Here is a 12,373-nt window from a genome sequence, read left to right as displayed (position 1 = left end):
CCACGGCTGCTCCGCCGTCGGCGCCGGCCGCATGGTCGGCCCCTTCCCGCCGCACGGCATCGGCACCGCCGGCCTCGACGGCGGCAACCCCCAGCCTGCTGCTCGCCCACGACCCCCTGACCCGGCTCCACGTCGTCGACGTCGCGCCCGGCGCGGCGCCCCCGCCGTGAGGGCCGGGGCCGTCAGCGGGTGCGGGCGGTCGCCGGCGCTTCGGCCGGCGCCGCCGGCCGCGGCACCGCCACGGCGGCGGGCCGGCGGACGGTGACCGCGACGACCACCGCGCCGGCCAACGCGGCGAGCGCGGACCACAGGGCGACGCGGTCGATGCCGGAGGCGTAGCCCGCGTGCAGGTCGGGCGCGGCCGCCCGGACCTTCGCGGAGAAGACCGCGCCGAGCAGGGCGATGCCCAGCGTCATGCCGAGCTGGCGGAAGGTGTTGACGGCGGCGCCCGCCATGCCGGCGCGGGCCGGCGGTACGGAGTCGACGGCCGCCGAGACCAGCACGGGGGTGGCCAGGCCGACGCCGACGCCGCTCACCGCGAGCCCGGCGAAGAGCGCGGACTGGCCGGAGGAGGCGTGCACCGAGGACCACACCAGCAGCGAGCCCGCGCCGATCAGCAGCATGCCGCCGGCGATCGGCACCCGCGGCGCGAAGCGGTGCATGTGCCGGCCGGCCGCGCCGGCGACCACGAAGGCGGTACCGGCCAGCGGCATCAGCGCCAGCCCGCCGCGCACCGGGCTGAGCCCGAGGACGTTCTGCAGCCACAGCGAGACGAAGACCAGTCCGCTGAAGGCCGCGAGCTGGTAGAGCAGGGCGCCCGCCAGCAGGCCGGAGAAGGCGGGCCTGCGCAGCAGGGAGAGGTCCAGCATCGGGTGCGCCGAGCGCAGTTCGGCGGGCACGAAGGCGACCGCGGCGGCCGCCGCGACGGCGAAGGCCACGACCGTCTGCCCGTCGCTCCAGCCGTGCTCGCCGCCGCGGATCAGCGCGTAGGTGAGCGCGGCGGCCGCCACGGTGAACAGCAGGCCGCCGGCCAGGTCGATCCGTCCGGCGCCGCGCGCGCCGGCCGGCAGCACGCGCAGCGTCAACAGCACCGCGACGACCGCGACGGGCAGGTTGACCAGGAAGATCGCCTGCCAGCCGAACCCCTCGGTGAGCAGGCCGCCCACGATCGGTCCGGCCGCGGCGGCGGCGCCGTTGACCGCGCCCCACACGCCGAAGGCGACCCCGCGGTCCCGCCCGTGGTAGGTCGCGGAGACCAGCGCCGCGGAGGTCGCGAACATCGCCGCGCCGCCCACGCCCTGCACCGCGCGGAAGGCGATCAGGGTGGCCGCGTCGGGGGACAGCGCGCAGCCGAGCGAGGCGAGCGCGAAGACGGTGAGGCCGGCGACGTACAGCCGCCGGTGGCCGAAGAGGTCGGCGAGCGAGCCGGCCGCCATCAGCAGGGCCGCGAGGGCGAGGGCGTAGACGTCGATGACCCATTGCAGGGAGGTGAAGGACGCGTCGAGGTCGTGCGCCATCCGCGGCAGCGCGACGTTCACGATGGTGACGTCGACGAGCAGGATGAAGGCGCCCAGGCTGATCGCCACGAGGGGCAGCCACTTGCGCATGGCTGAGCTCCGTTCCAGCGGGAGGGGAGGGTGGTCGCGGCGGTTGCGCCGGTGCCTCCACGATCCGGTGGAGCGGTCCCCCTTCCCCAGCCGGTGCGCGCTTCGTGGCGGAATCCGACATCCCGTAGGCTGACCGGATGAAATCCGACACCGCGTGGCCGCTGCTCGACGGGCTGGACGAGCTCGACCAGCGCCTGGTGCACGCCCTGCAGATCGACGGCCGGGCGGCCTTCAGCCGGATCGCCGAGGTGCTGGGCGTCTCCGACCAGACCGTCGCCCGCCGCTACGGGCGGATGCGCGGCAGCGGCATGCTGCGCGTGCTGGGGCTGGCCGATCCGCTGCGGATCGGGCTGACGCCGTGGTTCGTCCGGGTGCGCTGCACGCCGGACGCCGCGGCGTCGGTCGGCGAGGCGCTGGCGCGGCGGCCCGACACGCGGTGGGTGTCGCTGATCTCCGGCGGCACCGAGATCGCCTGCCTGGTGCAGGCCGCGGGTCCCGGCCAGGACGACGCGCTGCTGCTGCAGCGGCTGCCGCGGACCCCGCAGGTCGTGCAGGTGACCGCGCACGCCCTGGTGCACGTCTTCTTCGGCCAGGAGCTGAGCCCGGTGAGCCGCAGCGGCCCTCTCGGGCCCGCAGAACGCGCCGCGCTCACCCCGGCCGACGCGCCGGCCCGGCCGGTCAGCGAGGCGACCGAGCCGTTCCCGCTGAGCGCCCTGGACCATCGGCTGCTGGACGTGCTGGGCGCGGAGGGCCGCGCGCCCGTCGCCGAACTGGCCGACGCCACCGGCTGGTCGCAGACGACCGTACGGCGCCGGATGTCCGAACTGCGCGCGTCCGGCGCGCTCTACTACGACCTGGCGCTGGACGGCGACCAGCTCACCCCGGCGCTGCGCACCGCGCTGTGGCTGGAGGTCGAGCCGGCGCACCTGGCCGAGGTCGGCGAGGCGCTGGCCGGACACGAGGAGGTTGCCTTCGCCGCGGCCACCACCGGCGCGGCGAACGTCTACGCGGCCGTCAACTGCCGCAACCCCGGGGCTCTTTACCGCTATCTGACCGGTCCGGTCGCCAAGCTGCCCGGTATCCACCGCACCGAGACCGCGCCGATCCACCGCATCCTCAAGGGCCCCGGCCCGGCGTACGACCCGCAGCGCGCCCGCTCCACCCACTGACCGGCGGCCCCCGAGCGGCTGACCGCGGCCGGCCGGCCGTAGCCGGCCCGGCCGGCGCGCGGGCTCAGAAGCCGAGCTTGCGCAGCTGCTTGGGGTCCCGCTGCCAGTCCTTCGCCACCTTCACATGCAGGTCGAGGAAGACCGGCGTGCCCAGCAGCGCCTCGATCTGCTGGCGGGACTTGGTGCCGACGTCCTTGAGGCGGGCGCCCTTGGGCCCGATGACGATGCCCTTCTGGCTGGGCCGCTCGATGTAGAGGTTGGCGTGGATGTCCAGCAGCGGGCGGTCGGCGGGGCGGCCCTCGCGGGGGATCATCTCCTCGACCACGACGGCGATGGAGTGCGGCAGCTCGTCCCGCACCCCTTCGAGCGCCGCCTCGCGGATCAGCTCGGCGACCATGACCTGCTCGGGCTCGTCGGTGAGGTCGCCCTCGGCGTAGAGCTGGGGGCCCTCGGGGAGCAGCGGCACCAGCAGGTCGGCGAGGAGCGTCACCTGGTCGCCGCCGACCGCGGAGACCGGCACGATCTCGGCCCACTCCAGGCCGATGTCGCGGCCGAGCTTGTCGACGGCGATGAGCTGGGCGGCCAACTGCCGGGCGTCGACCAGGTCGGTCTTGGTGACCACGGCGACCTTGGGGGTCCTCTTCACACCGGCCAGCTCGCGCGCGATGTAGGTGTCGCCGGGGCCGAGCTTCTGGTCGGCGGGCAGGCAGAAGCCGATGACGTCGACCTCGGCCCAGGTGCTGCGGACCACGTCGTTGAGCCGCTCGCCGAGCAGGGTGCGCGGCTTGTGCAGGCCGGGGGTGTCGACCAGCACCAGCTGGGCGTCCGGCCGGTGCACGATGCCCCGCACGGTGTGCCGGGTGGTCTGCGGCCGGTTGGAGGTGATCGCCACCTTCTGTCCGACCAGAGCGTTCGTCAGGGTGGACTTGCCGGCGTTGGGGCGGCCGACGAAACAGGCGAAGCCGGACCGGTGGGCAGGGGTACGAGCGCTCATGGACCCCATTCTCCCCGATCCAGGGCACCGCTCCCGCCCACGCCCGCGCCGCGCGCCCGCCCGCGCCGTGCGCGGGCCGCGGTGAACAGCCGGAAACGCCCGCGCAACACGAAACACCCGCGAAACACGCCTGTCCACATCCGGTAACGCGCACGCCCGACGCTCGATGGGACCCGCGCCGACCGAAGGGACTCCCCCGTGCTGATCCTGTCCGCCGGTACACCCGCCGTCGACGCGGGCGACACCGCGTGGCTGCTGGCCGCCACCGCACTCGTGCTGCTGATGACGCCGGGGCTCGCGCTGTTCTACGGGGGCATGGTCCGCAGCAAGAGCGTGCTCAACATGCTGATGATGAGCTTCGTGTCGATCGCACTGGTCACCGTGGTGTGGCTGGTCGCCGGGTACAGCCTGGCGTTCGGCCCCGACGCGGGCGGCATCGGCCTGATCGGCGACCTGAGCCATCTGGGCATGCACGGCATCGGGCCCGCCTCGGTCACCGGCCACGTCCCCACGCTGCTCTTCGCGACCTTCCAGCTGACCTTCGCGATCATCACCGCGGCGCTGATCAGCGGCGCGGTCGCGGACCGGGCGCGGTTCGGCGCGTGGGTGGTCTTCGTGCTGGTGTGGACGCTGGCCGTATACGTCCCGGTGGCGCACTGGGTGTTCGGCGGCGGCTGGATCGCGAGCAGGCTGCACGCGCTGGACTTCGCCGGCGGCACCGTGGTCGAGGTCTGCTCGGGCGCCTCCGGGCTGGCGCTGGCGATCGTGCTGGGCCCGCGGCTGGGGTTCCGCAAGGACGCGATGAGGCCGCACAACCTGCCGCTGGTGCTGCTCGGCGCCGGGCTGCTGTGGTTCGGCTGGTTCGGCTTCAACGCCGGCTCCGCGCTCGGCGCGAACGGCCTGGCCGCCGCGGCTTTCCTCGACACGCAGGCGGCGGGCTGCGCGGGCCTGCTCGGCTGGCTCGTGGTGGAGAAGCGCAGGGACGGCCACCCGACCACGCTGGGCGCCGCCTCCGGCTCGGTGGCGGGGCTGGTGGCGATCACCCCGGCCTGCGGCAGCGTCGACCTGCTCGGCGCGGTCGTGGTGGGCCTGGCGGCGGGCGTCCTGTGCTCGTACGCGGTGAGCTGGAAGTTCCGCTGGGGCGTGGACGACTCGCTGGACGTGGTGGGCGTGCACCTGACGGGCGGCGTCGTCGGGACGCTGCTGATCGGGCTGCTCGCGTCGGCGACGATGACCGGCGGCCCGAAGGGCCTGCTCTACGGCGGCGGCCTGGGGCAGCTGGGCCGGCAGGGCGTCGCGGTGCTCGCCGTCGGGGCGTACGCGTTCGCCGTGACCTACGCGCTCGGCAAGGGCGTCGACCGGCTGATGGGCTTCCGGGCCAGCGAGGACGAGGAACGCACCGGCCTGGACCTGACCCTGCACGCCGAGACCGCCTACGATCACGGCGTACTCACGCACGGCACGACGCACGGATCGTTCCTCACCGGGCACTCCGCGCATCCCGGCATGTCGAACGCCGGCATGTCGCACGCCGCGCCCTCGCAGGACAGGAGCCCACTGGGATGAAGCTGGTCACCGCCGTCATCAAGCCGTACAAGCTCGATGACGTGAAGACGGCGCTGCAGGAAATGGGCGTGCAGGGCCTGACGGTCACGGAGGCCAGCGGCTACGGCCGGCAGCGCGGCCACACCGAGGTCTACCGGGGCGCCGAGTACCGCGTGGACCTGGTGCCGAAGGCACGGATCGAGGTACTGGTCGAGGACGCCGAGGCGGACGCCGTGATCGACGCGCTGGTGGCGGCGGCGAGGACCGGCAAGATCGGCGACGGCAAGGTGTGGTCGGTGCCGGTGGACACCGCGGTCCGGGTCAGGACCGGCGAGCGCGGACCCGACGCCGTCTAGCGGCCGGGGCGCGGGGCCGGGGTCAGCCGGCGGTGACCGTGCGGCGCACGGCGCCGTCGGGTCCCGCGAGGATGACCGGGGTGTCGGGCCCGCCGAGGTCCCGCACGGCCGCGCGGTCCTCGTCGGCCGGCGCGTCCGCGGCGGTGACCACCGCGGCGGCCTCCAGCGACGTCGCGCCGCTGGCCACCGCCATGGCGACGGCGGTCCGCAGCGCGCTGAGCCTGAGCGAGTCCAGGGCCACGGACCCGGCGACGTAGGTGCGGCCGGTCCCGTCGCGGACCGCGGCGCCCTCGGGCACGCCGTTGCGCGCGCGGGCGGACCTGGCGAGCGTGATCAGCTTGCGGTCTTCGGGGTTCTCGGCGGCGGCCGGCGCGGAGTCGCTCATACGCGCGATCATACGGCGCGGCTCCGGGCCGCAGGCCCGGCCACCGGCCTCACCGCGCGTGACCGGAGATGCGCGGGCGGCGACCAGACCCTAGTCTGCGAGATGTGAGCATCGTCCTCCTTCGAGGAGTTCCGCCATGTTTCTGCACATACCCGTGGTCATCGCTCTCGCCGTGGTGACCTTCTTCCTCACCCGCAAGGGCGCGCTCAAGGGCAGCCACGCGCTGGCCTGCGGCTCCCTCGGCTTCTTCCTCTCCGACACGAGCCTGTCCGGGTCGATCCACTCGGCCGGCGCGAACCTGCTGAGCATGCTGGGCCAGTTCGCCCTCTGACCGCGGCCGGCCGGGCCCGCACCCGGCAGCCCCTCCGGGCCGGCGACGACGTGCACCCCTCGTCGCCGCCGGCCGCGCCGTTCCCCGCGCCCCTCAAGGACCCCGGGCCGCGCCCGGACCGCCCTGGGGCTCGCGCCCGAACCCCGGGCCGCGTACGGAACGCGCCGGGCGTCACGCCCCACCAGGGGCGCGGGGAACCGCGCGAGCAACCCACCACCGGCCGGTGGCCGGCAACGACCGCAACAGCCCCTCCGGGCCGGTGACGACGCGCAGCCGCCGCGGTGGCCGGCCGGTGGCAAGCGGGGTGACGCCCCGGGCGTCAAGAGGTGGGGGCGGGAGGCTCGTCGAGGCCGAGGGGCTCGACGAGGACCGTGCCGATGCGGTTGCGCCGGCCCGCCTGAGTCTCCGCCGTCAGGCGGATCGCCACCGTCTCGCGGGACGAGGACGCGTCCTCGGGCAGCGGGAAGACCGCCGTCGCCCCGGGAATCGGCACCCGCCCGAGGGACTTCGCGAGGAGCCCGCCGACCGTCTCGACGTCGTCGTCGTTGAGCAGCACCCCGTACAGCTCCCCGAGATCGCCGATGTCGAGCCGCGCGGTCACCCGGAAGCGCTGCCCGCCGAGCGGCTCCACCGGCGGCGTCTCGCGGTCGTACTCGTCGGTGATCTCGCCGACGATCTCCTCGAGGATGTCCTCGATGGTGACGATGCCCGCGGTGCCGCCGTACTCGTCGACGACCACGGCGACATGGTTGCGCTCGCGCTGCATCTCGCGCAGCAGGTCGCCCGCGTTCTTGGTGTCCGGGACGAACGCGGCGGGCCGCATCAGCGAGGAGACCGGGTCGGACTCGGCGTCGCGGTTGACGTGCACGCGGCGTGCGAGGTCCTTGAGGTAGACGAAGCCGACCACGTCGTCCTCGCTCTCGCCGGTGACCGGGATCCGGGAGAACCCGCTGCGCAGTGCCAGCGTCATCGCCTGACGGGCCGTCTTGAACCGCTCGATCATGACGAGGTCGGTGCGCGGCACCATCACCTCGCGCACGATCGTGTCGCCCAGCTCGAAGACCGAGTGCACCATGCGGCGCTCCTCGTCCTCGATGAGCGACTCGGACTCGGCCAGGTCGACCATCGCGCGCAGCTCCGCCTCGGAGGCGAACGGGCCGCGTTTGAAGCCCTTCCCGGGTGTCAGCGCGTTGCCGAGCAGGATCAGCAGCCCCGGCACCGGGCCCATCACGCGGGCCAGCGGCAGCAGCACGTAGGACGCCGCGGTGGCGGTGTTCATCGGGTGCTGGCGGCCGATGGTGCGCGGCGAGACGCCCACCGCCACGTACGAGACCAGGACCATCACGCCGATGGCCACGCACACCACCTGCCAGGTGCGGTCGAAGCCGCGGTCGCAGACGACCGTGATGAGCACGGCGGCCGCAGTCTCGCAGGCCACCCGCAGCAGCAGCGCGACGTTGAGGTAGCGGGTCGGGTCGGAGGCGACCGCGAGCAGGTTCGCGGCGCCCTTGCGGCCGGAGCGCAGCGCGTCCTCGGCGCGGAACCGGGAGACGCGGGCGATGCCCGTCTCCGCGCAGGCGGCGAACCAGGCGACGACGACCAGCAGGACGGCGGAGACGATCATCCGGAGGGGACCTCGTCGCCGGTCAGTGGGTGGTCGGGGCCGGGGAGGGCCCCTCGACGCCGCGGTCGGCCCGCCAGTCGTCCAGGATCGCCTTCTGCAGGCCGAACATCTCGGCCTTCTCGTCCGGCTCGCCGTGGTCGTAGCCGAGGAGGTGCAGCACGCCGTGGATGGTGAGCAGCTGCAGCTCCTCGTCCATGGAGTGCCGGGTCGCCGCCTCCTCGCCCTGCCGCTTGGCCACCTCGGGGCAGAGCACGATGTCGCCGAGCAGGCCCTGCGCGGGCTCCTCGTCGTCCTTCCCGGGACGCAGCTCGTCCATCGGGAAGGACATCACGTCGGTGGGGCCCGGCAGGTCCATCCACTGCAGGTGCAGCTGCTCCATGGCGGCCGCGTCCACCACGATCACCGACAGCTCGGAGAGCGGGTGGATGCGCATGCGGTGCAGGGCGTAGCGGGCCGCGTCGAGGACCGCCTGCTCGTCGATGTCCCAGCCGGACTCGTTGTTGACGTCGATCGCCATGGGGTTACGTGGGTTGCTTTCTCTTGGACCGTGCGCGGTCGCGGCGGTCACCGGTGCGGTCGCCGTCGTCCGCGGTCTCGTTGTCGTACCGCTCGTAGGCGTCCACGATGCGTCCGACCAGCTTATGGCGTACGACGTCGGTGCTGGTGAGCCGCGAGAAGTGCACGTCGTCCAGGCCGTCCAGAATGTCCTGGACCTGGCGCAGCCCGCTCTTGGTGCCGCCGGGCAGGTCGACCTGGGTGACGTCGCCGGTGACGACGATCTTGGAGTCGAAGCCCAGCCGGGTGAGGAACATCTTCATCTGCTCGGCGCTGGTGTTCTGCGCCTCGTCGAGGATGATGAACGCGTCGTTCAGCGTCCGGCCGCGCATGTACGCCAGCGGGGCGACCTCGATGGTGCCGGCCGCCATCAGGCGGGGGATCGAGTCGGGGTCGACCATGTCGTGCAGCGCGTCGTACAGCGGCCGCAGGTAGGGGTCGATCTTCTCGTAGAGGGTGCCGGGCAGGAAGCCGAGGCGCTCGCCGGCCTCGACCGCGGGACGGGTCAGGATGATCCGGTTGACCTGCTTGGACTGCAGGGCCTGGACCGCCTTGGCCATCGCCAGGTACGTCTTGCCGGTGCCGGCCGGGCCGATGCCGAAGACGATCGTGTGGGTGTCGATCGCGTCGACGTAGCGCTTCTGGTTGAGCGTCTTGGGGCGGATGGTGCGGCCCCGGCTGGAGAGGATGTTCTGGGTGAGCACCTGCGCCGGGGTCTCCGCGCCCTCGGCGCCCGACGCGCCGTTGGCCCTGAGCATGGCGATGGAGCGCTCCACGGCGTCCTCGGTCATCGGCTGGCCGGTGCGCAGCACCAGCATCATCTCGTCGAAGACCCGCTGGACGAGGGCCACGTCGGGGGCGTCCCCGACGGCGCTGATCTCGTTGCCCCTGACGTGGATGTCGACGGTGGGGAACGCCCGCTCGATCACCCGCAGCAGGGCGTCCCCCGACCCCAGGACGGTCACCATGGGGTGCTTGGCCGGTACGACGAAGTGCGCGCGCGCCTGCGGGGGCTGCTGCGGCTGGTGCTTTGTCGGTGTCTGAGTCATGGGCCGGCGCTAGGGCCTGCTCATCCCGCCTTCTGCTGTGCGGGCCCGGTGGGCCCTGGGGCTACCAAGCCTACGACGGCTCGCCCCGGTGTCCGAGGGGTTTAGGGTCGGTCGCCGCCGGGCGCCGCGCGGAAGCCGACGGTGGGGACCGCCCGGCGCAGCGGCCAGGGGCGGGTGCCCGCGGGCAGCAGCTCGTCGAGGAAGGCGTATCTGCGCAGCGCCTCGCGCTCGCCGACGGCCTGCCCGGCGTACGCCTTGACCTGCTGCCACCAGCCGGCGATCTCGATCCAGCCGGGTGCGGACAGCGAGCCGCCGAACTCCTGCACGGACAGCGCCGCGCACAGGGAGGCGAAGGAGAGCCGGTCGCCGAGCGGCCAGCCGGCCAGCGTGCCGGTGACGAACCCGGCCACGAAGACGTCGCCCGCGCCGGTCGGGTCCAGCGCCTCCACCATCAGCGCGGGCACCTCGGCGGTCTCGCCGGTGGCGGAGTCCACCGCGTAGGCGCCCTCGGCGCCGAGGGTGACGACGGCCAGCGGCACCCGGTCGGCCAGCCGCCGGGCGGCCTCGCGGGGGGTGTCGGTGCGGGTGTAGCGCATGGCCTCCTCGGCGTTCGGCAGGAAGGCGGCGCAGTGCCGAAGGCCGTCGAGGTCGGCGGGGTCCCAGCGGCCGGTGTCGTCCCAGCCGACGTCGGCGAAGACCTTGGTGCCGGAGGCGGCCGCCTCCGCGATCCAGCCCGGGTCGCCGTCGGCGGCCTCCGCGCGGTGGCCGAGCGCGGCGACGGCGGCCCTGGCGGGCGGCGGGCAGGCCGGCACCGCCTCCTCGGGCGGCGGCGCGCGGTGGCCGTGGCTGACCATGGTGCGCTCGCCCTCGTACGCCATCGACACGGTCACCGGGGAGTGCCAGCCGGCGATCCGCCGTGACGGCGCCAGGTCGATGCCCTCGCCGCTGAGCAGGCTGTCCCAGCAGTAGTCGCCGTACACGTCGTCGCCGAAGGCCGCGGCGAGGGTGGTGCGCAGGCCGAGCCGGGCCAGCGCGGTGGCCATGTTCGCGATGCCGCCGGGGCTGGAGCCCATGCCCCGGGCCCACGACTCGGTGCCGCGGACGGGGGCGCTGTCCAGTCCGGTGAAGATGATGTCGAGGAACACGGTGCCCGTCAGATAGACGTCGGTCGCCGGGTCCCCCGCGGCGCGCAGCGCGCCGAGCGGGTCGAGAACGGGATGGTCGTCCATGCCGACACTCTTGCACGGCGCGGGGGTCGCCCCGGGGCGGCGCGTAGGGTCGGTTTCCGGGCGGAACCGAGAGGGAGACACGACGTGCGGCTCACGATCCTGGGCGGGGGCGGTTTCCGCGTGCCGCTGGTGTACGGCGCGCTGCTGGACGATCCGACCGTCGACGAGGTCGTCCTGTACGACACCGACCCCGGCCGCCTGGACGTCGTCGCCGCGGTGCTGGCGGCCCAGGCGGCGCAGGCCGCGCGGCGGGAGGGCAGGCCGGGCCGGGCGCCGGCGGTGCGGCTGACCGCCGACCTGGACGACGCGCTGACCGGCGCGGACTTCGTGTTCTCGGCGATCCGGGTCGGCGGCACCGCGGGCCGGGTGCGCGACGAGCGGCTGCCGCTCGCGGAGGGCGTGCTCGGCCAGGAGACGGTCGGCGCGGGCGGCGTGCTCTACGGCCTGCGCACGCTGCCGGTGGCGGTGGCGATCGCCGAGCGGATACGGGAGTTGGCGCCGCGCGCGTGGGTGATCAGCTTCACCAATCCGGCGGGCATGGTGACCGAGGCGATGGCGCGGGTACTGGGCCCGCGGGTGATCGGGATCTGCGACTCGCCGGTGGGCCTGGTGCGGCGGGCCGCGCGGGCGGCGGGCGCCGACCCGGACGCGCCGGGGTTCGGCTACGACTACGTGGGCCTGAACCACCTGGGCTGGCTGCGCCGGATGACCGCCTCGGCGGACGGCCCCGACCTGCTGCCGGGGCTGCTCGCGGACCCGTACGCGCTCGCCTCGTTCGAGGAGGGGCGGCTGTTCGGCGCGCGGTGGCTGGCGGCGCTCGGCTCGCTGCCCAACGAGTACCTGCACTACTACTACTTCCGGCGCGAGTCGCTGGCCGCGGTGCGGGCCGCGGACACCACCCGCGGGGAGTTCCTCGACCGGCAGCAGTCGGGCTTCTTCCGGGCGGCGCTGGGCGCGGCGCCGCAGGCCGCGTACGAGCTGTGGCAGCGCACCCGGCGCGAGCGCGAGGAGACGTACCTGGCGGACAGCCGGGCGGCCAGCGGCGGTTGGCAGCGCGACCCGCACGACCTGGACGGCGGCGGCTACGACCGGGTGGCGCTGGCGCTGATGCGGGCGATCGCGCACGACGAGCGGACCACGCTGATCCTCAACGTGCCGGGCGGCGGCGCGATCTCCTTCCTCGACCCGCAGGCGGTGGTGGAAGTGCCGTGCGAGGTGGGCGCGTTCGGGGTGCGCCCACTGCCGGTGGCGGCGCCCGACGAGCACCAGGCGGGCCTGATGCTGACGTTGAAGGCGGTGGAGCGGGCGACGGTGGAGGCGGCGGCGACGGGTTCGCGTACGGCCGCGCTGCGGGCGCTCGCGCTGCACCCGCTGGTCGACTCGGCGTCCGCGGCGGACCGCATCCTGACCGCGGCCGGTTGGTGACACCTCTCTGAACTGCACGTTAACCACGGAGAAATCCGCGTGGCGCAGACTCCTTCGACCACCTCCGTGCACCACGCGCGTAGACACTCCTTGACCTGCCAGGA

12 protein-coding genes are annotated in these 12,373 nt (G+C 74.2%); 5 read left to right on the top strand and 7 right to left on the bottom strand.

Annotated elements, in window-relative coordinates; all coding sequences use genetic code 11:
- Window positions 1–182: 182 nt before the first annotated feature.
- Window positions 183–1,607 (bottom strand): MFS transporter, encoded by a 1,425-nt coding sequence (locus V2S66_RS20665; RefSeq protein WP_330797380.1) that lies wholly within the window; start codon window positions 1,605–1,607, stop codon window positions 183–185.
- Window positions 1,608–1,744: 137 nt separating this feature from the next.
- On the opposite strand from V2S66_RS20665, the gene V2S66_RS20660 reads away from it, so the two are divergent.
- Window positions 1,745–2,776 (top strand): Lrp/AsnC family transcriptional regulator, encoded by a 1,032-nt coding sequence (locus V2S66_RS20660; protein WP_330797379.1) that lies wholly within the window; start codon window positions 1,745–1,747, stop codon window positions 2,774–2,776.
- Between the two features lie 64 nt (window positions 2,777–2,840).
- Here V2S66_RS20660 and era read toward each other — a convergent pair whose 3' ends face one another.
- A complete protein-coding gene (era, locus tag V2S66_RS20655; protein ID WP_330797378.1) occupies window positions 2,841–3,779 on the bottom strand; it encodes a GTPase Era in 939 nt (312 codons plus the stop codon).
- A gap of 189 nt (window positions 3,780–3,968) precedes the next feature.
- Here era and V2S66_RS20650 point away from each other — a divergent pair, with 189 nt between their 5' ends.
- Window positions 3,969–5,336 (top strand): ammonium transporter, encoded by a 1,368-nt coding sequence (locus tag V2S66_RS20650; RefSeq protein ID WP_413966442.1) that lies wholly within the window; start codon window positions 3,969–3,971, stop codon window positions 5,334–5,336.
- Entirely contained in the window at window positions 5,333–5,671 is a 339-nt protein-coding gene (locus V2S66_RS20645) for a P-II family nitrogen regulator (RefSeq protein WP_330797377.1), read from the top strand. Before V2S66_RS20650 ends, V2S66_RS20645 begins: the two co-directional genes overlap by 4 nt.
- Window positions 5,672–5,693: 22 nt before the next feature.
- Here V2S66_RS20645 and V2S66_RS20640 read toward each other — a convergent pair whose 3' ends face one another.
- Window positions 5,694–6,068, bottom strand: coding sequence for a cytidine deaminase (locus V2S66_RS20640; RefSeq protein ID WP_413966441.1), 375 nt, complete (start codon window positions 6,066–6,068; stop codon window positions 5,694–5,696).
- 124 nt (window positions 6,069–6,192) lie between these two features.
- On the opposite strand from V2S66_RS20640, the gene V2S66_RS20635 reads away from it, so the two are divergent.
- Complete coding sequence (locus V2S66_RS20635; RefSeq protein ID WP_330797375.1) at window positions 6,193–6,387, top strand: hypothetical protein; 195 nt, start codon at window positions 6,193–6,195, stop codon at window positions 6,385–6,387.
- 319 nt (window positions 6,388–6,706) lie between these two features.
- On the opposite strand, the gene V2S66_RS20630 is transcribed toward V2S66_RS20635, so the two are convergent.
- The 4 genes from V2S66_RS20630 to V2S66_RS20615 form a co-directional block, all read right to left on the bottom strand.
- Window positions 6,707–8,011: a hemolysin family protein gene (locus V2S66_RS20630; RefSeq protein WP_330797374.1), complete on the bottom strand. Its 1,305-nt coding sequence runs from the start codon at window positions 8,009–8,011 to the stop codon at window positions 6,707–6,709.
- A 22-nt stretch (window positions 8,012–8,033) separates the two neighbouring features.
- A complete protein-coding gene (gene ybeY / locus V2S66_RS20625; protein ID WP_330797373.1) occupies window positions 8,034–8,528 on the bottom strand; it encodes an rRNA maturation RNase YbeY in 495 nt (164 codons plus the stop codon).
- A gap of 4 nt (window positions 8,529–8,532) precedes the next feature.
- Window positions 8,533–9,615, bottom strand: coding sequence for a PhoH family protein (locus tag V2S66_RS20620; RefSeq protein WP_330797372.1), 1,083 nt, complete (start codon window positions 9,613–9,615; stop codon window positions 8,533–8,535).
- Window positions 9,616–9,716: 101 nt separating this feature from the next.
- The gene (locus V2S66_RS20615) at window positions 9,717–10,844 is read right to left on the bottom strand and encodes a carbohydrate kinase family protein (RefSeq protein ID WP_330797371.1); all 1,128 of its coding nucleotides are present in this window, start codon (window positions 10,842–10,844) and stop codon (window positions 9,717–9,719) included.
- Window positions 10,845–10,928: 84 nt separating this feature from the next.
- Between V2S66_RS20615 and V2S66_RS20610 the strand changes: the two genes are divergently transcribed.
- A complete protein-coding gene (locus V2S66_RS20610; RefSeq protein ID WP_330797370.1) occupies window positions 10,929–12,269 on the top strand; it encodes a family 4 glycosyl hydrolase in 1,341 nt (446 codons plus the stop codon).
- Window positions 12,270–12,373: the final 104 nt, after the last annotated feature.

Origin of the sequence: Actinacidiphila polyblastidii (genome assembly GCF_036353415.1) — a bacterium.
In the GTDB taxonomy this organism is placed as follows: domain Bacteria; phylum Actinomycetota; class Actinomycetes; order Streptomycetales; family Streptomycetaceae; genus Actinacidiphila; species Actinacidiphila polyblastidii.
This window is presented reverse-complemented; position numbering and strand designations above follow the sequence as displayed.